The organism is Wolbachia sp. wLmal, from assembly GCF_049435495.1.
GTDB lineage: Bacteria > Pseudomonadota > Alphaproteobacteria > Rickettsiales > Anaplasmataceae > Wolbachia > Wolbachia pipientis.
This window is the reverse complement of sequence record NZ_CP185405.1, coordinates 257,485-278,535: the sequence shown is the minus strand read 5'-3', so window position 1 is coordinate 278,535 and position 21,051 is coordinate 257,485. Positions and strand designations below refer to the sequence as shown.

21 protein-coding genes, 2 other RNA genes and 3 pseudogenes are annotated in these 21,051 nt (G+C 34.2%); 16 read left to right on the top strand and 10 right to left on the bottom strand.

Features of this window, described 5'->3' with window-relative positions:
* The first annotated feature begins 1 nt into the window (after position 1).
* From ssrS to ACEL90_RS01500, 3 genes are all read left to right on the top strand, one after another.
* Positions 2–162: non-coding RNA, 6S RNA (gene ssrS, locus ACEL90_RS01510), on the top strand.
* 19 nt (positions 163–181) lie between these two features.
* The gene (locus tag ACEL90_RS01505; protein ID WP_010963012.1) at positions 182–643 is read left to right on the top strand and encodes a type II toxin-antitoxin system RatA family toxin; all 462 of its coding nucleotides are present in this window, start codon (positions 182–184) and stop codon (positions 641–643) included.
* A gap of 54 nt (positions 644–697) precedes the next feature.
* Positions 698–1,402 (top strand): DsbA family protein, encoded by a 705-nt coding sequence (locus ACEL90_RS01500; RefSeq protein ID WP_423349089.1) that lies wholly within the window; start codon positions 698–700, stop codon positions 1,400–1,402.
* Positions 1,403–1,431: 29 nt separating this feature from the next.
* On the opposite strand, the gene ACEL90_RS01495 is transcribed toward ACEL90_RS01500, so the two are convergent.
* The gene (locus tag ACEL90_RS01495; RefSeq protein WP_423349088.1) at positions 1,432–1,710 is read right to left on the bottom strand and encodes a DUF2671 domain-containing protein; all 279 of its coding nucleotides are present in this window, start codon (positions 1,708–1,710) and stop codon (positions 1,432–1,434) included.
* Between the two features lie 249 nt (positions 1,711–1,959).
* On the opposite strand from ACEL90_RS01495, the pseudogene ACEL90_RS01490 reads away from it, so the two are divergent.
* Positions 1,960–2,605: pseudogene (locus ACEL90_RS01490) on the top strand (O-methyltransferase).
* Between the two features lies 1 nt (position 2,606).
* Here the strand turns inward: ACEL90_RS01490 and ACEL90_RS01485 are convergent.
* Together ACEL90_RS01485 and ACEL90_RS01480 are read right to left on the bottom strand one after the other, a co-directional pair.
* Positions 2,607–3,260: a glutathione S-transferase family protein gene (locus tag ACEL90_RS01485; protein ID WP_423349087.1), complete on the bottom strand. Its 654-nt coding sequence runs from the start codon at positions 3,258–3,260 to the stop codon at positions 2,607–2,609.
* A complete protein-coding gene (locus ACEL90_RS01480; RefSeq protein ID WP_423349086.1) occupies positions 3,257–3,658 on the bottom strand; it encodes a WPE palindromic element domain-containing protein in 402 nt (133 codons plus the stop codon). The genes ACEL90_RS01485 and ACEL90_RS01480 overlap by 4 nt, the downstream gene beginning before the upstream one ends.
* Positions 3,659–3,716: 58 nt before the next feature.
* Here ACEL90_RS01480 and ffs point away from each other — a divergent pair.
* The 7 genes from ffs to dnaN all read left to right on the top strand — a co-directional run bounded on the left by ffs (position 3,717) and on the right by dnaN (position 10,029).
* Positions 3,717–3,816, top strand: an RNA gene (ffs, locus tag ACEL90_RS01475) — signal recognition particle sRNA small type.
* Between the two features lie 15 nt (positions 3,817–3,831).
* Positions 3,832–5,433 carry a DNA polymerase III subunit gamma/tau gene (gene dnaX, locus ACEL90_RS01470; protein WP_423349085.1) on the top strand — a complete coding sequence of 534 codons (1,602 nt, stop codon included), beginning with the start codon at positions 3,832–3,834 and terminating at the stop codon, positions 5,431–5,433.
* Between the two features lie 3 nt (positions 5,434–5,436).
* A complete protein-coding gene (locus ACEL90_RS01465; protein ID WP_010963017.1) occupies positions 5,437–5,769 on the top strand; it encodes a YbaB/EbfC family nucleoid-associated protein in 333 nt (110 codons plus the stop codon).
* Positions 5,770–6,359: 590 nt separating this feature from the next.
* On the top strand, positions 6,360–7,046 hold the full coding sequence (locus tag ACEL90_RS01460; protein ID WP_423349084.1) for an acyloxyacyl hydrolase: 687 nt from the start codon (positions 6,360–6,362) through the stop codon (positions 7,044–7,046).
* 318 nt (positions 7,047–7,364) lie between these two features.
* Positions 7,365–8,258 carry an RNA polymerase factor sigma-32 gene (locus ACEL90_RS01455; protein ID WP_041582625.1) on the top strand — a complete coding sequence of 298 codons (894 nt, stop codon included), beginning with the start codon at positions 7,365–7,367 and terminating at the stop codon, positions 8,256–8,258.
* On the top strand, positions 8,251–8,748 hold the full coding sequence (locus ACEL90_RS01450) for an invasion associated locus B family protein (RefSeq protein WP_264723947.1): 498 nt from the start codon (positions 8,251–8,253) through the stop codon (positions 8,746–8,748). Before ACEL90_RS01455 ends, ACEL90_RS01450 begins: the two co-directional genes overlap by 8 nt.
* A gap of 123 nt (positions 8,749–8,871) precedes the next feature.
* The gene (gene dnaN / locus ACEL90_RS01445) at positions 8,872–10,029 is read left to right on the top strand and encodes a DNA polymerase III subunit beta (protein ID WP_423349083.1); all 1,158 of its coding nucleotides are present in this window, start codon (positions 8,872–8,874) and stop codon (positions 10,027–10,029) included.
* A gap of 88 nt (positions 10,030–10,117) precedes the next feature.
* On the opposite strand, the gene truA is transcribed toward dnaN, so the two are convergent.
* The 3 genes and pseudogenes from truA to ACEL90_RS01430 all read right to left on the bottom strand — a co-directional run bounded on the left by truA (position 10,118) and on the right by ACEL90_RS01430 (position 13,490).
* Complete coding sequence (truA, locus tag ACEL90_RS01440; protein WP_423349275.1) at positions 10,118–10,843, bottom strand: tRNA pseudouridine(38-40) synthase TruA; 726 nt, start codon at positions 10,841–10,843, stop codon at positions 10,118–10,120.
* A pseudogene (locus tag ACEL90_RS01435) lies at positions 10,830–11,790 on the bottom strand (IS630 family transposase). The gene truA and the pseudogene ACEL90_RS01435 overlap by 14 nt, the downstream one beginning before the upstream one ends.
* 527 nt (positions 11,791–12,317) lie before the next feature.
* Positions 12,318–13,490, bottom strand: a complete 1,173-nt coding sequence (locus ACEL90_RS01430; RefSeq protein WP_423349082.1) for an NADH-quinone oxidoreductase subunit D — start codon at positions 13,488–13,490, stop codon at positions 12,318–12,320.
* Between the two features lie 275 nt (positions 13,491–13,765).
* Here ACEL90_RS01430 and ACEL90_RS01425 point away from each other — a divergent pair, with 275 nt between their 5' ends.
* The 5 genes from ACEL90_RS01425 (at position 13,766) to folD (ending at position 18,026) form a co-directional block, all read left to right on the top strand.
* Positions 13,766–14,944 carry an aspartate aminotransferase family protein gene (locus ACEL90_RS01425; RefSeq protein WP_423349081.1) on the top strand — a complete coding sequence of 393 codons (1,179 nt, stop codon included), beginning with the start codon at positions 13,766–13,768 and terminating at the stop codon, positions 14,942–14,944.
* 88 nt (positions 14,945–15,032) lie between these two features.
* Positions 15,033–16,316, top strand: a complete 1,284-nt coding sequence (locus ACEL90_RS01420) for an HlyC/CorC family transporter (RefSeq protein ID WP_423349080.1) — start codon at positions 15,033–15,035, stop codon at positions 16,314–16,316.
* Between the two features lie 13 nt (positions 16,317–16,329).
* Positions 16,330–16,596 carry a DUF2312 domain-containing protein gene (locus tag ACEL90_RS01415; RefSeq protein WP_010082293.1) on the top strand — a complete coding sequence of 89 codons (267 nt, stop codon included), beginning with the start codon at positions 16,330–16,332 and terminating at the stop codon, positions 16,594–16,596.
* Entirely contained in the window at positions 16,589–17,164 is a 576-nt protein-coding gene (locus ACEL90_RS01410; RefSeq protein WP_264718685.1) for a UbiX family flavin prenyltransferase, read from the top strand. Before ACEL90_RS01415 ends, ACEL90_RS01410 begins: the two co-directional genes overlap by 8 nt.
* Positions 17,148–18,026: a bifunctional methylenetetrahydrofolate dehydrogenase/methenyltetrahydrofolate cyclohydrolase FolD gene (gene folD / locus ACEL90_RS01405; RefSeq protein WP_423349079.1), complete on the top strand. Its 879-nt coding sequence runs from the start codon at positions 17,148–17,150 to the stop codon at positions 18,024–18,026. Before ACEL90_RS01410 ends, folD begins: the two co-directional genes overlap by 17 nt.
* Before the next feature lie 480 nt (positions 18,027–18,506).
* On the opposite strand, the pseudogene ACEL90_RS01400 reads toward folD, so the two are convergent.
* The 4 genes and pseudogenes from ACEL90_RS01400 to ACEL90_RS01385 form a co-directional block, all read right to left on the bottom strand.
* Positions 18,507–19,583, bottom strand: a pseudogene (locus tag ACEL90_RS01400) (IS3 family transposase).
* A 79-nt stretch (positions 19,584–19,662) separates the two neighbouring features.
* Complete coding sequence (locus ACEL90_RS01395) at positions 19,663–19,992, bottom strand: FtsB family cell division protein (protein ID WP_423349078.1); 330 nt, start codon at positions 19,990–19,992, stop codon at positions 19,663–19,665.
* A gap of 34 nt (positions 19,993–20,026) precedes the next feature.
* Positions 20,027–20,155 carry a type B 50S ribosomal protein L36 gene (gene ykgO, locus ACEL90_RS01390; protein ID WP_250296744.1) on the bottom strand — a complete coding sequence of 43 codons (129 nt, stop codon included), beginning with the start codon at positions 20,153–20,155 and terminating at the stop codon, positions 20,027–20,029.
* Between the two features lie 49 nt (positions 20,156–20,204).
* Positions 20,205–21,035 (bottom strand): pyruvate, water dikinase regulatory protein, encoded by an 831-nt coding sequence (locus tag ACEL90_RS01385; protein ID WP_423349077.1) that lies wholly within the window; start codon positions 21,033–21,035, stop codon positions 20,205–20,207.
* Between the last annotated feature and the right edge of the window lie 16 nt (positions 21,036–21,051).

Here is a 21,051-nt window from a genome sequence, read left to right as displayed (position 1 = left end):
TAAGGGTCTGTTCTATGCGTTATGAGTTAAGTTAAATTTCCCGAGCGATAATTTCTAGTCAAGGGAATTGCCTCTGTTAATTTCGTTGAAATTGATACGCGATGCCCACCTTAACTTTAGTCTCAGGAATCTACTAAGGCTGACGGTAGATACGGATCCTATTTTGATTGGTTTGACATTTATGCTTCATCAATACAAAGAACAGGGTGTTTTCCTATGTTTGCCTAATGAAGTATTCCAAATTGTAATTGATGTTGAAAGGTATCCTGATTTTGTTCCTTGGTGCAAAGCCGTTTATATAAAAGAAAAAATTAACAACCAAATGGTTGTGGATCTCCTCGCAGCTTTTCATGGAATTAAAGGTAGATATACATCAGAAGTTACTTCTCTTTCTCCAAGTGGAACAAATGAAGGTTGGATAAAAGCTGTATCATCAAATGGAATATTTAAACATCTATACAATGAATGGCAATTCATTCCCATAGATGAAAATAAAACTATGGTAAAGTTTTATATAGAGTTTAAGTTTAAGTCCAACTCATTTTCCACTTTATTAAACTCAGTATATAAGTATACACAAAGTAAAATAATTGCTGCATTTAAAGATAGGGCTGAAAGCCTTGCTAAACAAAAGTTATCTTGACATTATTAATATAAATGTATAATTTTTTTTAGTAAGTTAAGTGTTTATATTGTAATGATTTTTAGACTATTGTTTTTATTAATTTTCATAAGTGTTAATTCTTATGCAGTTGTTAAGCAAGATTTATCCGATAACCAGTACATTCAAAAAAAACCCAATGAAATAACATCAAATGAGCTATTATCGCCATTACCTAATGATAAATTATTAGGAGATCCAAAAGCACCAATTCTAATGATAGAATATGCTTCATTAACTTGTTATCACTGCTCTCTTTTTCATAGGAATGTTTTTCCTAAAATTAAAGAGAAATATATAGACACAGGTAAGATGTTATATATATTTCGTCATTTTCCTTTGGATTACAGAGGGCTAAAGGCTGCAATGCTAAGTCATTGCTACGAAAAACAAGAAGACTACTTTAATTTTAACAAAGCTGTTTTTAACTCAATAGATTCGTGGAATTACTACAATTTTAGTGATTTGACTTTACTACAAAGAATTGCTGCACTAAGCAACTTAAAGCAAGATGCATTTAACCAATGCATTAATGATAAGAAAATAATGGATAAAATCGTAAATGATAAATCACTGGCAATTAATAAACTTGGTATCACAGCCACTCCAATATTTTTCATCAAGCTTAACGATGATAAATCATATATAGAGCATAATAAAGTTAAACATGGAGGGTATAAAGAGCTGAAATATTTCACTAATGCGATAGATAAATTGTATGGAAAAGCTATAGTGAAGTAATACCACTGTAGCTTACCATATAAAAGACTCTATGCTGAGTCATTGTTTTTCACTACTGTTTGTTGTTTTTTACGCTCAAACTCTCTTTTTTTACTGTGCCAAGTGTAGTAATACATAGCGATTTTATTCTCTATTAATACTATTGTCCCATCATAAAACTGAACCATATCCATAACTTTTCTCTGAGCTTCATCAAAACGTTCTTTATACTTTTCACGATAAGCTGGATTATGTAGTAACATAACCCCTTCATTCTTGTTAGATTTTTTGTTTAACGTTTCAACTTCACCAGCAATAGCATAAGACATATAACCCCTCTAATTGATTATAAAAATTATATTTTAAAAAGAGAAATGCGCATAAACAATCCCTTTAATTCTAGCATAATAATCGACTGTTTATTATACTAGTTAACTATAGTACGATATATAATAATTTTTGTCACTTAAAATTTTATACTATGAAATAATAACTTAAAATAAATGTTTTTATTATTTTAAACTATATTATTATATTTACAAATTTTGTATGAATTAAGTCTCCCTAATTTATAATATATGCGTAATAATTTTAGTATAAAATTGTCATACATAAGAAATCTATTTGCAAAAGAATATAAAAAAATAGAAGAATATTGTATTCTTGAAAAAAAGCAACATATTCAAATTGGCCCTGAAGAAGGAAAGCTATTAAGTTTATTTATAAAAATCCAAAAAATCAAAAGTATTGTTGAGATTGGCACGTTATACGGTTACTCGTCGATTTGCATGGCAAAAGCTCTACTAAAAGACGGTCATATATATACAATAGAAAATAATCCTCAACACTCAAGAATAGCAAAAAAAAATTTTAGTGCTTTTAATCTAAGTGATAAAATTACTCTAATAGAAGGCGATGCACTGGAAAAAATTAATGAATTATCAGCAAAAGCACCATTTGACATGATATTTATTGATGCTGACAAAAGTAGTTATCCTAAGTATTTAGATTGGGCAGAGTCACACATTAAACAAGATGGGCTAATCGTTGCAGATAACACTCTACTGTTTAACACAGTATTTTTAGAATCGCCTCCAAAAGAAGTATCAGAAAAATCATGGCATGCCATGAGGGAGTTTAATAATAGATTATCAGATAAAAAAATATTTCTCTATATTGATTCCAACTGATGAAGGAATGACTGTAGCTTTAAAGCTAACATAAGTTAAAAATCAAGGTCAGCATAATGTTTAGAAGGGATTAAACCAGAAATCCTCTCTAATAATATCTCACGAAAACAAGGCTTTGATTTAACAATGGAGTACCATTCTTTTAAAATTTTACTTTTTTCCCATGGAAAACTACTTACATAATCCATTACAGAAATATGCGATGCTAAAGTAATATCAGCTAAAGTGAACTTATCAGTTGCAAGCCAAACGTTCTTGTTAATTAAGTGTTCGATGTATTCCATATGGCAAGGCAGGTTATGCTGAGCTGCATGAAGAAATCTAGAGTCAGGGCTGCGGTTAGTAATTACTTTTTCATTCATAATATACTTAGTAACTTCATTGTAAAATTTGTTATCGAACCAATTGATTAGAGCGCGTATTTTAGACTTAATAATAGTGGATGAACCAAGTAATTTGACGTCGCTATTGTAAGTCTCTTCTATATATTCACAAATGGCATTACTATCCGCTATTACAAAGTTATTATCTATTAACACTGGTACTTGCCCGGTTGGATTGATCTCCATAAATTCATTCCGCTTTTCCCACGGATTTTCATACACTAGATCACAGCCTAATTTTTTTTCTTTTAGAAAAGCCCTAACTTTTCGTGAAAATGGACAAAGAGGAAAATGATATAAAATCATAATGTTCCTCTTTTGTTATACCAATATCCTTTTTTTGTTACTCTATGGCTTGACCTACAACTGTACGAACTTTCTTTGTAGTCCACAGAAGTTTGCGTAGCAGGTAGTGTCATGCAAATAGCTGACACTGGAATCCAGTTCTTGTTATACAATTGCCTAGTGCGCTCATTTACAGTTAAGTTTTCTGGATCCAAGTAGTCAAGCACTGGGATGACATCCTTTTCGGTAAAAATTGCTCTTATATCACAACATTCATACAGCTGTATGCCTAGGCACTGGGATGACATAAATAAGCGCTGAAATGACATAAATAAACATTGGAGTGACAATCTTGTAGTGACTTGCATGACAACTAACTTTTTGTTTACTTCAAAATAGCACTGTAAAAAATTTAACATATCAAATTATAGAGCTAATATAGGATATACCTTGCTAAATAAAAAAAAAAGTATAATATTTTATAAGGTATGCAGGCAAAAACTCTGTAATTTGGTCAGATCAGAAATGAAGCAGCCATATCAGAACCTTTTTGGGTTGCATACCTATTTCATTATTTGTTTTATCCGAGGCTATGAATATAGCATTAAAACACCGTCCTAGTAGCTTCAAAGATCTAGTAGGTCAAGATATATTAGTGCGTGTATTAGAAAATGCTTTTATTTTAAACAAAATCCCACAATCTATACTGCTCTCTGGTAGTAGTGGAGTTGGTAAAACCACCACTGCAAGGATAATAGCTTTATGTTTAAATTGTTCCCTGGGGCCAATTTTTGAACCTTGCGGATCATGTGAAAATTGTCTAGCAATAAAAAATTCAAGCCATCCAGATGTAATTGAAATCGATGCAGCAAGTCACACTAGCATTGACGATATTAAAGTAATCCTGGGAGATATTTGCTATTCACCTATAAGCTCTAAATTCAAAGTCTACATTATAGATGAAGTACACATGCTATCTAGCAGTGCATTTAACGCATTACTTAAAACCCTAGAAGAGCCACCATCTAGTGTAAAGTTCATTTTAGCAACTACGGAAATAAAAAAGATACCAGTAACTATTATTGCACGTTGTCAAAGATTTGATTTACACAACATTCCTGTAGCTAAAATAGTGGAACGTTTAAATGATGTTGCACAAAAAGAGAGTTATTCCATTGAAAAGGGAGCATTAGAATTAATTGCACGACACTCTGGAAATTCAATGCGTAACGCCTTGTTTTTGATGAATCAAGCAGTGCTATATAGCAAAGATGGTGCAATATCCACTAAAAATGTGACAGACATACTTGGCCTAGTGGATAAAGATATTATATTCGATCTATTAGGGGCAATATTAGAAGGTGATTTACAGAAAGCTCTATCAGTGTTTGACAAGGCGGTAAAAACAGCAAACCCACTTAGTATTTTTGAAGGTCTATTGCAAACAATTCAGTTAGTATGCCGTTTTTTGATTACAAAAGAGATTGATAATGCAGTTACAGAGCATGAAAAGAATAGGATAAAAGATTTAAGTATAAAGAGATCTTTAATATTTTTTTCGAGATTGTGGAAGATGTTGCTTAAAGGTATTCAAGATATAAAAACTTCAACATGCAACGATGTTGCTGCTGAAATGATGTTAATTAGCCTCTGTTATCTTTCTGATCTGCCTTCTCCGGAACAGGTGATCAAAAAAGTTCTTTCGCAGAATGTAGAGCAAGGAAATAGACAGGGCAGACCTGTTGCACCTTCCCCCTCTGTCATCCAAGTAGCTGACTACTCGGATCCAAAAAAATATGTGAAAAGTAAACAACAACCCCACTCTGTCATCCCAGTGCGTGACACTGGGATCCATGTGGAAAATAAACAACAAAATTACGATTTTGATAAGATTTTGCAACTATTAAGGCGAAGTAACCAAATTTATCTTTACAAACAACTGTGTAATAATCTACAATTAATGGATTGTAAACCTGGATATTTAAAATTAAAAGCTGTATCTAAGTTAGATAGTAATTTTTGCAATGATTTAAAAAATTACTTAAACCAGGTGACTCAGCAAGAGTGGGTTATTGCAGTTGATACAGGTTATATAAACAGGGAAGTGAGTAATTTAAATTATGCACCTGCAGTTAAGGATATCCTTGACACGTTTAAAGGTGCAAAAGTAGTTAATATAGAAAATAAGGAGTAAGTTGTGGATTTTAGTCAAATAATGAAACAAGCGCAAGAGATGCAAAAAAAGCTTGCAGAAGCTCAAGAAAAATATGTTGGAAAAGAGTTTCAAGGTATTTCTGGTGGTGGCAAAGTTTCTGTATTAGTGGAAGTCATAAAAATAGGTAGCTATAAAGCTAAAAAGGTGAACATAGACTTAGAACTTATGAGAAATGAGGAAAAAGATATAGTAGAGGATTTAGTAACAGCAGCGTTTAATGATGCCGTTAAAAAAGCAGAAGAAGATATGGCGAATGCAACTTCTGATCTTGCAGGTATGATGGGTTTACCATCTGGGTTTAAACTTCCTTTTTGAATTTACTACTGAGGTTTCTTTTAGTGTAAGTATTTTTTTTCTAATATTCCCAACGCTAGTACTTCTTCATATAATGTACCTATACTAGCATAGCCCTACGTCATACTGTGATTCATTCCACAACTGTACAAACATTACAATATGGCACATAGTAAACGATGTCATTCCAGTCTGGAATCCAGCCTTGCCGTAATCTCATCAAGAACATTGTGTTTTAACATAAAACGGCTACTTTTATGCTTACCAACTTAATAAAATTCCTGGATCCCAGACTGGGATGACAAGAAGATGGTACTTGGATAAGAGGCATTGCCCTCCTGGTAGGCCCAAATTGCAATGTTTGTACAGTTGTGGATTTCTCATCCGCTAACAAGCAGCGAGATGACGAGGTCTTTCGATAGTAAATCTTACCTGTGTTAGCTATACCAAAAAATCAAAAGTCGTATTTATTCATTAATAAAATCTTTGTCTTCTCCTAAAAATTAGTTAAAATGTAGAATATTTTGTGTTATTAAGTTAGCACTTGACTTAACTTTAGTTGTTACTTAGACTGCTAAAGTGGAATTTTAATTTTTTTTACGAGGACAATTATGCATTATAAAAAGTTTTTTTCAGCAGCCGCTTTAGCAACGTTGCTAAGTTTATCAAACTCTGCTTTTTCAGATCCTGTTGGTCCAATAAGTGATGAAGAAACTAGCTACTACGTTCGTTTGCAATACAACGGTGAAATTTTACCTCTTTTCACAAAAATTGGAGGTATTGAATATAAAAAGGCCACAGAGATTCATAATCCATTAAAAGCATCTTTTATAGCTGGTAGTGCTGCGTTTGGTTACAAAATGGACGACATCAGGGTTGATGTTGAAGGAGTTTATTCATACCTAAACAAAAATGATGTTACAGATGCAAAATTTACGCCAGATACTATTGCAGACAGTTTAACAGCAATTTCAGGGCTAGTTAACGTTTATCACGATATAGCAATTGAAGATATGCCTATCACTCCATATGTTGGTGTTGGTGTTGGTGCAGCGTATATTAGCACTCCTTTGAAAGACGCTGTGAATGATCAAAAAAGTAAATTTGGTTTTGCTGGTCAAGTAAAAGCTGGTGTTAGTTATGATGTAACTCCAGAAGTCAAACTTTATGCTGGAGCTCGTTATTTCGGTTCTTATGGTGCTAATTTCGATAAAAGCGGTGGTGAGAAAGGCAAAGGAGGACATACAGTCCTTTACAGCACTGTTGGTGCAGAAGCTGGAGTAGCGTTTAATTTTTAGTCTATCTCAGTCTTGTTATCCCAGTGGGCTTTTTCTTGTCATTCAAGTAGCATGACACTGGGATCTAGAAAAAAGAAATGTGGATTCCAGTGTCAGGGCACTGGAATAACACTATTTGCTATGTGTTTAAGCTATAACGTTTGTCATTGTACTGGTAGAATATCATCTAAAGTTACATAATGTTATCCAATTAGCTAACACTGCGGCCTACTGTCTCCAAGAAATTAGATGGAAGATTTGTACTTTTTTCAAATCAAAGCTTGAATTTTTGCTGGAAAATCAATATATTATATGCATGAAGTTTTAATTTAAGTTGTTATGTTGACCTCAATGGCAAACTTATGTGTCGATAGCAGAACCAATCTCATGCAATATATTGCTAGGGTGCAAAAATTTCCTATGCTGTCTCAAGAGGAAGAGGTACGATTAGCAAAAAATTGGAACCAATATAAGGATGTTTCTTCTGCTCATAAATTGATTACCAGCCATTTGAATTTGGTAGTGAAAATTGCAATGAAATTCAAAAATTATGGACTATTGTTGATGGACCTGGTCATGGAAGGAAATATGGGTTTAATGCATGCAGTGAAAAAGTTTAATCCTGATTTAGGGTTTCGTTTTTCAACTTATGCGGTGTGGTGGATTGAAGCTTCAATAAAAGACTTTATATTGAAATCTTGGTCGTTTGTGAAAATAGGCACAACGCAAGCACAAAGAAGATTGTTTTTTAGTTTACGTAAAATAAAAAAAAGAATTTTACAGTATACAAACAGGGAAACCTTAAATAATGAAGAAATAAAAGCAATATCTAATGAGCTTTCTGTATCCGAAGGAGACGTTCTGCAGATGAATTACCGTATGGCTTGTAAGGATCAGTCGCTAAACGATTGCATAAAAATAGGTGATGACTCTAAAAGGGAGCTGCAAGATATGATCCCATGTAACTTGGTTAGTCAAGAAGTAACCTATCAGAATCATGAAGAAAAAGAATTAAAAGAAGCAATTTTAAACAATGCACTAGCGAGCCTCAACGAAAGGGCAAGAGACATTTTTATCAGTAGATATTTGTCTGAAAACATTCAAACTCTGGATGAACTTAGTAAAAAATATTGTGTTTCAAGAGAAAGAATAAGGCAGTTGGCTGAGCAGGCGATGGCTAAGGTAAAACAATATATACAATCTGAAAGTTTGAAATTTTGTTTGCATGCGTAGTTTTTTTATATTTCTAATATTTTTTTCGATAGGCGCTTTTGCATCGGTTAGTGATGTACAATTGAAGGAAAAATATAAAGATTGGCTCGTGTATACTGCATTGGAAGATGGAGAGAAAGTATGTTATATTGTATCCTATCCTAAAAAAAAAAGCGAATATTATACAACCAATCGCAAGCCGTATGTAATGATTAGTTATGTTGATAAAAAAGCAGATGAGGTAAGCGTTACCTCTGGTTTTCAGTATGATAAGGAGCCTGTAGCTCTCAATATCGACAAAAAAATTAAATATACACTGCCCATAATACAGGGAAGTTTTGCGTGGGCAGAGCATACAAAAATAGATCAAGATCTCATTCTAAAAATGAAGCAGGGGTTATCAATGGTAGTTAATGGAAAAACAAAAACAGTGACCATTGATGATACTTATTCCCTACTTGGTTTTCAAAAAGCGTATCAAAAAATGCATGATTTATGCCATACAAAGTAAATTATTGTAACAGAATACCCAGCTATAGTATAAACTAGACTACTCTTTCAATGGAAATATAAATAGCACTTTACTTTATATGGGATGTGGATATCATTTAAAATATATTTTTGAGAGTTAGCAATGTCAGAGGTTGCAGGTGTAGATACAGAAATCAAAAAGCAGAATTCTGTGTGCGAGCAGATGCGTTTTAGCGTGAGCCGCACAAGTCTTTTAAATACATTATCCAGAGTAAGTGGAGTGGTTGAAAGGCGTAATGCAATAGATGTTTTGGCGTGTATAAATATCAAAGCACAACACGGCAGCATAAAATTAATGGCAACTGATCTTGACATTTCAATGTTTGCCTCACTTGCTGCAACCGTATTAACAGAAGGAGAAGTAAAAATTTCAGCGCATACTTTACATGACATAGTGAAGAAGTTACCCGCTGATTTGGATGTCAATTTTGAAGTAAACAACCAAGGAAAATTATTGATGTCTTGCGGAAATGCAAACTTTTCTTTACCGAATGTAGTTTCAAGCAGCTTTCCTGCTCTTGAAGAAGATAATTATAAACATGATTTTATTCTACTAAATACGGACCTGATAGACTTATTAACTAAAACAAAATTTGCTGTATCACTAGATGATACAAGGTATAATTTAAATGGAATATATCTACATACAGATGAGCAGTTTCTGTACTGCGTTGCAACTGATGGCCATCGTTTATCATGTATAAAGAGGCCAAAGCCTGGGAACATCAATGGCGAATCTGGTGTGATCATTCCACGTAAAACTGTTATGGAGCTGTTAAAAATATTGGACGATTGTAATGAAATTAATGTAAAACTCTCAGACAGAAAAATTAAGTTTACATGCGGTGAATATATTCTAATATCAAAATTAATAGATGGAACTTTTCCAAATTATAAAGCAGTTATTCCAGCATCTCAAGATAAGCATATGATTATTGAAAGTAAAAAACTTTCAGATGTTATAGATCGAGTTTCCGTTGTTGTATCTGATAAAGTAAAATCTATTAAATTCTCACTACAAGAAAAGCTGCTAACTCTGCATTCAAACTCCCAAGAGTGCAGTGATGCAACTGAATCCATAGAAGTGGACTACAATGAAGCCCCTATAGAAATAGGGTTCAACTCGCGTTATTTGCTTGATGTTCTATCTTGCATAAAAAATAAATGTAAGTTTAGCTTAGCCGATGGTAATAGTGCTACAATTATCACTGATGAAGATGATTCAAGTGTATTATATGTAGTGATGCCAATGAGAACTTAAACTCGTCATCTCGCTGCTTGTTAGCGAGATCTGGAGATACTGCGGCGGTATGGCACTTATTTCACTAAGAACGTTACTTTTTATTAAATTAGTAATCTATCTTTACCAAATACAAGCCAAAAGGCGGCGCGGTAACCCCAGCAGCACTTCTTTTGCATTGGCTTAATATATGTAGCATTTCTTGCGGATTGGTTCTATTTTTTCCAAATTCAACTAAAGTACCCGCAATAATCCTCACTTGGTTATGTAAAAAGGAAATAGCAGATATTTTGATGTGTATATGATTCCCGTTTTGTACTATATCGATATCATCAATTGTTCTTATCGGATTTGCGGCGTGACAATCTTTTGAACGGAAACTTGAAAGGTCATGTTTTCCAAGTAGATGTTTAGCAGCTTCACGCATAATATTTACATCAAGTGGACTAAACACTTGCCATACATAACCTGTCTCCAGAGCGGCAGGAGCATAGCGATTAACTATTCTGTATTCGTAATATCTTTTTTTTGCTGAAAACCGTGCGTGAAACGCATCATCTACAACTTCTACATTGAGCACGACTATAGGAATTGATTTTAAATGATAATTTATTGCATTTCTTATTCTATAAAGCTCAAATTCCTTTTCCATATCAAAATGAGCAACTTGTCCTAAAGCATGAACCCCTGCATCAGTCCTACCACCACAGTACAAGGCAATTTTCTCACCACTAAAATTAAATATAGCATTTTCTATCTTCTCCTGGATTGAGTTAGCAGAGTGTTGCTGTTTTTGCCAACCAGAGAAATAATACCAACTCTCATTGTTGGCCAGTCAAATAGGAGACATTGCAGAGTTGTTTAATTGTGGAGCTGGCAAGAGAAGTAATAAATTTGCACAAAGCACCCTCAAGCAGAGCAATTGTATCGTATATTTTATTGCGCAAAATGTTCTGTTTTATATATAACCAAAGCCTCTCAACAGGATTGAGCTCAGGTGAGTATGGAGGTAGGCATATAATGTCGATATTTTTAGGTACCTTTAAATTTTTTCCAACTAGCACAATCCATAACAAGAAAAGCCTCTCGTGTTTCTAGATATTGCGACATCTGCTCAAGAAATATGTCTATGCAATCAGTGTTGACATTTGAGCTAGAACTCTCTCCATTTCTAGGATTAACCGCACTATAGAGATAGAAATTTTGCCTACCTAATTTTGTTTTAACCTGTGTTCTAATCCCCTTTTTAAACCACCCATGTCCAACCTTTGAATGTGTGCCAAACCGTGATTCATCAAAGAAAAATAGCTTCATTGAGATTTTTTTTTGAATTCCTCTTGTTTGCTTTTATCTTGTCCATTATGAACTGGTCTTGGTGTAATATATGAGAATTTCATCTTTTGCATATAGCGGTGTACTGTAGATTTGCTGATATTTAATCTGAACTTTTCCTGGATTCTTATTCTCATTTCTTTAATGGTAATATTAGGATTTTCTTCTATCCACTCTTCAATTTGCTGTAGTTGAACCTGATTTAATTTAGTTTTTCTACGGCGTTGTGGAGGAGCAAACAGTTTTTCTTCTCTGCCAAATTTTAGGTCATGCAGTAAGTGCCTTTCTTGAAATGCAATATATTTTTGCTACAGCCGTTATACTGTACTTTTTTGCTGCAATTACAGCATTTAGTTTTTTTGAAACATATGCATTATTCCTTACTTTCTTCAGCATTTCTTTTGCTGATTCTACTACTTTTTCATCCAATAATTTTGATCTTAATGCCATTTATACCTCAACTATTTTACTTACTTCATTATCGCTTTTCTTCCATCTTTGTCCATCTGTTTGCCGTGTAATGGGAATTGGTATAAGATAAAGCCATAGCCAAAGTGTTTAAAAATATTAATAATTATACACACAATTATTCAACCATATTTTTGAAGATAGCTATGCCGCCGCGGTATCTCTTAGCCGCTAACAAGTAGCGGGATGACGATTGTTGGTAAATCTAAGTCAGTTTAGCTATAGGCAGCAATTTTCTGTATTTATTTTAAATTGAAGGAAGCTCAAATGAAAGATCATGTTTTGCTAAAAATCACAGAATGCAGTCTAACAGTGAATGGTTACGCTTTTGATCAAAAATGTTGTATAGTACACAATCAATTTTTCTGGATCCAAGTAGTCAAGGCACTGCCTTTGTGTTTGAGGCAAAATCGGCTATAACACTTAACATACTGCCTTTGCAAACAAATGTTCGTACAGTTATGTGTCAGCTACTTGCATGACGCCATTGCCTGAACGGGTACCAATGATTACCTATCAATCTCACCAAAAACTATATCGAGTGAGCCAATAATTGCTGCAACGTCAGCAAGCATGTGTCCTTTTGCCATAAAGTCTAAGGCTTGTAAATGCGCAAAGCCAGGTGCTCTTATTCGGCACCTATAAGGTCTATTGGTACCATCTGAAACTATATACACTCCAAACTCACCTTTTGGTGCCTCAACAACTGCGTAAGCCTCACCTTCTGGTACGTGATATCCTTCTGAATAGAGCTTAAAATGGTGAATCAGAGCTTCCATAGATTTTTTCATCTCTGCTCTTGACGGTGGAGAAATTTTTCTATCTTCAGTTTTTATTTGCCCTTCAGGCATTTTCTCTATGCACTGCTTCACCAAACTGATAGATTGCCTAATCTCTGCCATTCTAACTAGATAACGGTCATAACAGTCGCCATTTTGGCCGATCGGTATATCAAAATCTAGTTGATCATATATCTCATATGGCTGGCTTTTTCGCAAATCCCAAGCAAGCCCAGCAGCGCGCAACATTGGGCCACTAAAGCCCCAATCAAGTGCCTGTTTAATTGATATTTCACTAATTCCTACAGTGCGTTGCTTCCATATCCTATTTTCTGTTAAAAGTTCATCAACATCGTCTATATATTTTGGAAATTGCTCTATAAACTTTGCAATATCCTCAATCAAATCTTCTGGAATATCTGCTGCAATTCCACCTGGCCTGATGTAAGCTGCGTGAAACCTTGCACCTGAAGCTCTTTCGTAAAATTCCAGTATTTTTTCTCTTTCTTCAAAGAGCCATAAAAGAGGGGTCATTGCTCCAACATCAAGTGCTTGAGAAGAAACGTTCAGTAAATGATTTAGTATTCTCGTCAGTTCACAAAACAAGACACGTAAATACTTTGCCCTAATTGGCACTTCACATTGCAACAATTTCTCCACACAAAGTGAATATGCATGCTCTTGTGACATTGGTGATACGTAATCAAGGCGATCAAAATAAGGCAAAGCTTGAAGATACGTTTTATGTTCTATTAATTTTTCAGTACCGCGGTGCAAAAGCCCAATATGTGGATCTGCCCTCTCGATCACTTCACCATCCATCTCTAAAACAAGACGCAACACTCCATGTGCAGCTGGGTGCTGAGGTCCAAAATTTAACATCATTGTCTTTAGATCGGGCATGTCCAGTAGTTTAAGATATTAAAATTGTATAGGCTAAAGTGCGCTCAAAGTCAATAAACTTCTTGCATAGGCTACAACTATCATTCAATAGAAACAAAAACTTTTACAATGGCTAATAAGTGTTGGTAAAACCAAGTCACTTTAGCTATAGAATGACAAAAAAGGTTTGCATTAGCCAAATTTTTAGTTGAAGTAGCATAAGAGGTTAAAGGAAAAGCTTTGTGTTAATGGATTCATTTCAGGTATAGTATAGATAATACCACAATACTTATAAAATGGATCATGTTGTTAATGCGTATAATAGACTTGACACTCCTATAGTCAGGGGAGAAGGGGCATATCTTTTTGATAAAGATGGTAAAAAATATTTAGATTTTGCTGCAGGTATTTCTACAACTTCTTTAGGGCATTGTCATCCATACATTACAGATAAGCTGAAAGAGCAATCGAGCTCACTATGGCACTGCTCTAACATTTTTACTATTCCCGAGCAAGAAAGGCTTGCTGACCGTTTAACAACCCTTACTTTTGCAGATAAAGTTTTTTTCTGCTCAAGTGGGCTTGAAGCAACAGAAGCTGCAATTAAATTTATTCGTCGTTACTTTTATTCAAAAGGGCAAGCAAAACGTAATCGTATTGTTACAATTGAAGGAGGCTTTCATGGCCGCAGTATTGCTGCAATTTCTGCTGGAGGCAATGAAAAATCACGCGAAGGTTTTGCTCCGCTCCTTTCTGGTTTTGATAAAGTGCCAAGAAATGACATTAAAGCATTAGAAGAAAAAATCAACAATGAAATAGCTGCTGTATTTTTAGAGCCCATACAAAGCGAAGGTGGAGTATATCCACTAGACGTAGAATATCTTCAAAAAGTAAGGGAAATAACAAAAGCTCAAGGAATAATTTTGTGCTTTGATGAAGTGCAGTGCGGATATGGACGCATCGGCTCTTTATTTCATTATCAAAATGTCGGCATTGAACCTGATATGCTAACCTGTGCAAAAGCTATGGGTAACGGTTTTCCTCTAGCTGCATGTTTAGTGAAAGATTATATAGCAGAAGCAATCACTCCAGGAACTCATGGATCAACCTATGGTGGCAATCCACTTGCCATGACTGTTGGTAATGCAGTGCTCGATATAATGTTAAAAGAAGGCTTTTTTGATCATGTTAAAAAAATTAGTAAAGATTTAAAAGAAAAGCTGTTGCTTTTAGCTAAAGAATTTCCTGAGATGATTTTAGAAGTTCGTGGAGAAGGGTTACTAATGGGAATAGAACTAGCAACTCCTGTAGCTGATAAAATTATTAGTCGATCTCTTGATAAAGGTTTAATAATAACTAGGGTTTTAAACAACAAAGTAGTAAGGGTAACCCCACCACTTATCATTGAGGATGAGCATGTGAACGCAGCGTGTAATATGCTTTATGATTTGTTTTTTAAGATTAAAGGTATATAAAATTCGGCAATATAAATTCAGGCTTGCAAATGCCTCTCATAACATGTAAAATTAATTTTATTTTTTATCACAACAACATCGTACTTTAATGGATTGGTTATTGGTCTTAGTATCATCAGCAATTTTTGTTTTGTTAGTTTTATCGTTTTTGTTCTCAGGAGCAGAAATAGGCTTAACCTCAATTAGCCGTTCTCGAGTTAATAAGCTAAAGCTAGACGGTAACAAAAAAGCCAGGGTAATAGATCGCTTATTAAATAGGAAAGAATTGACAATAGGAACGGTATTGCTCGGCAATACAATTATTAATATTACTTGCTCTGCTTTATTTACAGCAATATTTATCAATCTTTTTGGAAATGAGGGCATTCTCCTATCAACAATTATAATGACATTTTGTATTTTATTGTTCTGCGAAGTTCTACCAAAAACTTATGCTATTCAAAATCCTGAAAAATTTGCATCATTTTCTGCTTATTTTGTATTGTTTTTTGTAAAGATTTTTTCTCCATTGACACTAGGTATTCAATTTATTGTTAACCTCATCCTAAAATTATGTGGGCTGCATAAAGATAAGGAAGTGATATCTGCAGCGGATGCAATGCGTAATATGATTACTCTTCACCGCAGTGAAGGAACTATGTTGCAACAGGATTTAGATATGCTAAGCAGCATACTTGATTTGGCTGAGACAGAGATATCACAAATTATGACCCATAGAAGAAACCTATTTTCTCTTGATATAGATCGGAATAAAGAAGAGTTAATAAGAGAGATTTTAACCAGCAGTCACAGTAGAGTACCTTTATGGCAGAAGGAACCAGATAACATTGTAGGTGTAATTCACGTGAAAGCTCTAATAAATGCTTTGCGTGAAAAGAATAATAAAGCGGAAGAAGTTGACATTACCCAAGTTATGTCAAGGCCTTGGTTCATACCAGAAAGTACACCGCTCAGCGTGCAACTTCACAACTTCCGTAAGAACAGGAAACACCTTGCATTTGTTATTGATGAGTATGGAGCACTGCAGGGAATTGTAACTCTTGAGGATATACTGGAAGAAATAGTTGGAGAAATTTCGGATGAACATGATTTGATTACGGAGAATTTTATAAAGAAAATATCTAATAATATGTATCACATAGAAGGAAAATCTACTATTAGGGACATTAACAGGCAGTTATACTGGAATCTCCCTGATGAAGAAGCTACAACTCTAGCAGGTATGATTGTAAATGAAATAGAGCGCATTCCTGACGAAGGCGAGGAGTTTTCCATGTATGGTTTTCGCTTTAAGATTTTAAAAAAAAATAAAAATATTATTACTGTTGTTGAAGTGCAAGTAAAAACTGGTAATATTAGTGGCAGCAATTAATTAGTGGAGTTTCATGGAAGATACAGTAAAAATAACGGCTGAAGAGTTGAAGGGTTACATAGAGAGAATCGAAAAACTTGAACAAGAAAAGAGGGATGTGCAAGATCACATTCGTGATGTATATGCAAAAGCCGCAGATGAAGGTTGGGATATAAAAGTGATGAAACAAATTATTAGGCTGAGGAAGATGGATGATGATGACAGAGAGGAACAAGAAATATTGCTTGATACCTATAAACGTGCATTGGGAATGAGCTACGAAGAAGAGTTAAGTGAATAGCAGAATTGTAATTGGAATAAGTGGAGCATCTGGTTCTATTTACGGTGTGCGTATTTTAGAAGCGTTGAAAGACGTCGATTATGAAACTCATTTAGTGATAAGTCGTGCTGGGAAAATAACTTTAGCTCACGAGATTAAAGAAAAACTTGAAGATATTACATCACTTGCAGATTTTTACTATTCTGAAGAAAAGATTGGAGAAAAAATAGCAAGCGGCTCATTTAAAACCTCAGGGATGATTGTAGCACCATGCTCTATGAAGACAATGTCTGAAATCGCATCAGGTGTTACTTCCAATCTATTGACAAGGGCTGCAGATGTAACGCTAAAAGAAAGAAGAAAGTTAGTTCTTATGGTGCGAGAGTCACCACTGCATCTTGGGCATTTACAAAATATGTTAAAATTAACGGAGATGGGAGCAATTATTGCTCCACCAGTGCCTGCTTTTTATATTAAACCGAAATCGTTGGATGATATTATTAATCATCCTGTTGGCAAAGTATTGGATTTATTTGATATCAAATTACCCGACTTTAAGGAGTGGCAAGGAAGTGACAATTATTATTGATGGTAAAAAAATAGCAAACGACCTATGTGAGAGGCTATCACAAAAAATTGATATTTTAAAGAGGGAGTATAACATTTTTCCTTGCCTGAAAGTAATTCTCGTGGGTAGCAATCCAGCAAGTCAGGTTTATGTTCGCAACAAACAAAAAAAAGCAGAATCAATAGGCATAAGTTCTGAGACCATTGTTTTGCCTAATAATATTTTAGAAGATGAATTGATTGAGAAAATCAATGAGTTAAATGAAGATCCATCTGTGCATGGCATTTTAGTACAGTTGCCTTTACCAAATCATATTAGTGCAAGCAGAGTAATTAACACAGTAAGTGTTGAAAAAGATGTAGATGGCTTTCATGATGAAAACGTTGGCAAATTAGTTAAAGGTGAAAAAAACTGCCTTATACCTTGCACTCCTAAAGGTTCTTTGCATTTAATTAAGTCAATTGAAGAGAACCTTTCCGGTAAAAACGCAGTGGTAATTGGTAGGTCAAATATCGTGGGCAAGCCAATGTTTTACCTGCTATTGCAAGAAAACTGCACTGTCACCATCTTGCATTCACAAAGCAAGGATTTAGCTGAATATTGCTCTAAAGCGGATATAGTAGTTGCAGCAGTCGGAAAGCCAAATTTTGTTCAAGCAGACTGGATAAAGAAAGGTGCAATAGTGATCGATGTTGGCATAAATAGCGTTAACGTAGGAAAGCTTGTAGGTGACGTTGACTTTGAAGGAATAAAAGGGAAAGCCAAAGCTATGACCCCAGTACCCGGGGGCGTTGGCCCAATGACCATTGCATTTCTAATGATGAACACTGTTATTGCTGCTTGCTTGCAAAAGGGAGTTGATGCTTCTGATTTCATTAGTTGAGGTATGAAGAGGAAAGCTATATGAAGATAGAATGTACCATATCACAATTAATAAAAAATTGAGATTTTTGAAATTCCTCAGTAGTCAAATTTATTAAATATTTAGGATCATCATCTATTCTTTTTTCTCTACAAGTATAGCTAAAGTGGCTTAGGTTTACCTACAATTTGAAAAACAACAAATTCGTCATTCCGCTACTCGTTAGCGGAATCTATGCTGAGATACCGCGGCGGTATGACGTAGGGAAACCTTTCTTGGGTTAGCTATAGTTAGTGGAATTGCAAAGTTTCTAGGCATAAAAAGCTTTGAACCTAATATATGAGCCAAACTTGATTTTCCAACCGTAGATACACCTGTAATAAAAATAATAGTCTTCATTTTGTGAATTTACTTGCTATATGAACTATCGGAGAAATTTTTTTATAGTTTATAGTATCTGACCTTACCCAGAAAAAGTGGAGAGAAAGTGTGGAATGTTTTTTACAAAAAGAATGATGCATCAAATTGTGCAGGAATGCAATAGTTAATAGTGACGTTGTTTGTTATAAAAAATTTCTATGTATTCAAATATTGCAGTTCTAGTGTGTTGAGCAGAGTGTTGTGAAGTATCAATAAGTATTTCTCTTTTCAATGAGCTAAAGAAGCTTTCTGCAACAGAATTGTCGTAACAACAGCCTTTATTACTCATCTATATTCTTTACAGCTAAGAGATATTGATACCCTTGCGCAGTATATTGTGAACCTTGGTCACTGTGCAGCAGTAGATTTTTAACAGGTTTACGCCTATTAATGGCCATTAATAAAGAGTTCATAACCAATTGTTTATTTATTGCACTACTCATTAACTACCATACGTGAGAATTATTGCTGCCAAATATAGCCATCCCTCCTTGGTTTTGATGTAAGTAATCCCATACTTTATTTGGTTGATCAACAATAAAGTTTTGGTCTAATATATTGGGAGCTACAGCTCTATTATCTGTTTGTTGTTTTTTAATTTTAAACTTTCTTCTCAGTATAGCCCTGATGTCATTTTTCTGCATAATACTTTGCACCGTTTTCAAATTGCAACTTTTACCCAAAGCCTTCAATTCAGCATGAATTTTAGGAGCTCCATATCTACATTTAGAAACTTGATATATTTTTTGAATAGCTTCGAGTAGCTCTTTATTTGCTGATTCTCTACTGCTTATTTTTCTTGTAGTCCACTTATAGTAGCCACTAGCAGAAAATCCTACATAATTCCTGTACTTTATAGCAGTTACTATATAAAAAATATTTTACTCTTTTTGACTGGCCAGGGCTTTTTTTTAAATGTCTCTTTCCCTTGTTACTCTTGCTTTGTAAATCAAACCTCTCTTTGTCATAAGGTGCTACATCTGGAAATGCATTTGCCGCTGACTTTTTTTCGTTATATTTCTTCATCCATTTTCCTAATACACTATCCCTTATTCCTAGATCTCTTGCTACTTTTGCAACTGGTTGACCTACCTTTCTTTGTTCATTTGCCAGTTTAACAGCTTCCAATTTGAATTCTGCTGTATATTCTCTTACCATTTCTAATCCTCCAAAATTTTATTTTACCCAAAAAAACTCCTTTCTTTCTCTCCACTTTTTCTGGGTAAGGTCGCTACTGCTATTCCACGTCAAGAACAACCATAAGTTCATTAGGGTTCACATAACCTAAAGCATTTTTTGCTTGCTCATCAAGCAGATCTAAATCTAAGCTTTTTTCATATAAGCCAAATACTTTGTTGTCCAACTTTTCCTTTGCAGAAGAGACATCCTTTAGCAAAAGTTCATTGTACTCGATTTCTTTTTTTAAATCGATTAACGTCAATAAGCCACGTTTACCTGTAATTGTGCTAATGCTGAAATATAATGTAAGAGAAGAAATGAGTAAGGTTGCGCTCAAACACAGCAATTTTTGCTTCTTTTTAGATATAAGCACCGTACTTTCACACATAAAAAATATATAACATGAAAAGGTGAACAAAAAGCTAAGAACCTTGACGCGCTTTACACCTTGGCTTTACCTTGTTTATAATGTAAATCTTACCACCCCTTTTCACAACTTTACAATTTTTATCTCTGTTACGATGAGATTTTAGCGAACTTTTGACTTTCATATCTATAGTAAGAATTAAATTACCTTACATTATAATCACTTATCAAGAGTTAGTCAATTGATAACATTTTATTAAAATATTGTATAATTGTTGCTGATACTTCTTCGATCGACTTTTGTGTGACATCAATAATTGGCCAGTTATTCTGCTTAAATAGTTCCTCTGCTTCTTTAATTTCCTTTTCTACTTTTTCAGGATTAGCATATATACTATTATCTTCGTTGTTAATTGAAGTAAGTCTATTTTTGCGTATTTCTATTAGCCTACTTACGTCTATTGTTACCCCTATCGTTAGTTTATTTTTTAATTTTGCCAAGTCGACATAAAAGGGTACCCCACTAACAAAAGGAATATTTGCAACCTTATAGCCTCGGTAAGCTAAATACGTACTGGTGGGAGATTTTGATGTACGTGAAACTCCAACCAAAATTATATCTGCTTTATCAATATCTTGAATATTTTGTCCATCATCATGATTAATAGTGTAGTTTATTGCCTCAATGCGCTGAAAATATTCGTTATTTATCTCAGTATGCAAGTCAAGCTTTTCGTCTTTTTCAATTTCAAGATAAGACGAAATTTCTCTAATAATATGTGATAATATTGCTCTATAGGGAATTTTCAACTTTATACAGTTATCTTTTAGATATTTTCTTAGCTCATCATCAGTAATAGTGCATATAACAAAATTATGCTCATCACTTTTCCTATTAATTTCCTCCAGAATTTTGTCAATCTGCTCTTCTCCTTTTACAAAAGACCAAACATATTCGATCGTTTCTACAGAACGAAAGTGTTTCAGAGCTGATTTTGCAACTGATATAACAGTTTCACCACTTGAATCTGATACTAAGTGTAGATTAAGCTTTTTAAGGGTCATATACTAAAAATAATAG

Coding starts and splice junctions, on each gene's coding strand:
- ACEL90_RS01500 (WP_423349089.1), top strand. CDS start 698: ATGATTTTTAGACTATTGTTTTTATTAATTTTCATAAGTGTTAATTCT.
- dnaX (WP_423349085.1), top strand. CDS start 3,832: ATGAATATAGCATTAAAACACCGTCCTAGTAGCTTCAAAGATCTAGTA.
- ACEL90_RS01485 (WP_423349087.1), bottom strand. CDS start 3,260: ATGATTTTATATCATTTTCCTCTTTGTCCATTTTCACGAAAAGTTAGG.
- ykgO (WP_250296744.1), bottom strand. CDS start 20,155: ATGAAAGTCAAAAGTTCGCTAAAATCTCATCGTAACAGAGATAAAAAT.
- ACEL90_RS01430 (WP_423349082.1), bottom strand. CDS start 13,490: ATGCCCGATCTAAAGACAATGATGTTAAATTTTGGACCTCAGCACCCA.
- ACEL90_RS01495 (WP_423349088.1), bottom strand. CDS start 1,710: ATGTCTTATGCTATTGCTGGTGAAGTTGAAACGTTAAACAAAAAATCT.
- ACEL90_RS01420 (WP_423349080.1), top strand. CDS start 15,033: ATGGATTGGTTATTGGTCTTAGTATCATCAGCAATTTTTGTTTTGTTA.
- ACEL90_RS01460 (WP_423349084.1), top strand. CDS start 6,360: ATGCATTATAAAAAGTTTTTTTCAGCAGCCGCTTTAGCAACGTTGCTA.
- ACEL90_RS01505 (WP_010963012.1), top strand. CDS start 182: ATGCTTCATCAATACAAAGAACAGGGTGTTTTCCTATGTTTGCCTAAT.
- ACEL90_RS01395 (WP_423349078.1), bottom strand. CDS start 19,992: ATGTGTGAAAGTACGGTGCTTATATCTAAAAAGAAGCAAAAATTGCTG.
- dnaN (WP_423349083.1), top strand. CDS start 8,872: ATGTCAGAGGTTGCAGGTGTAGATACAGAAATCAAAAAGCAGAATTCT.
- ACEL90_RS01450 (WP_264723947.1), top strand. CDS start 8,251: ATGCGTAGTTTTTTTATATTTCTAATATTTTTTTCGATAGGCGCTTTT.
- ACEL90_RS01415 (WP_010082293.1), top strand. CDS start 16,330: ATGGAAGATACAGTAAAAATAACGGCTGAAGAGTTGAAGGGTTACATA.
- ACEL90_RS01455 (WP_041582625.1), top strand. CDS start 7,365: ATGTTGACCTCAATGGCAAACTTATGTGTCGATAGCAGAACCAATCTC.
- ACEL90_RS01480 (WP_423349086.1), bottom strand. CDS start 3,658: ATGTTAAATTTTTTACAGTGCTATTTTGAAGTAAACAAAAAGTTAGTT.
- ACEL90_RS01385 (WP_423349077.1), bottom strand. CDS start 21,035: ATGACCCTTAAAAAGCTTAATCTACACTTAGTATCAGATTCAAGTGGT.
- ACEL90_RS01425 (WP_423349081.1), top strand. CDS start 13,766: ATGGATCATGTTGTTAATGCGTATAATAGACTTGACACTCCTATAGTC.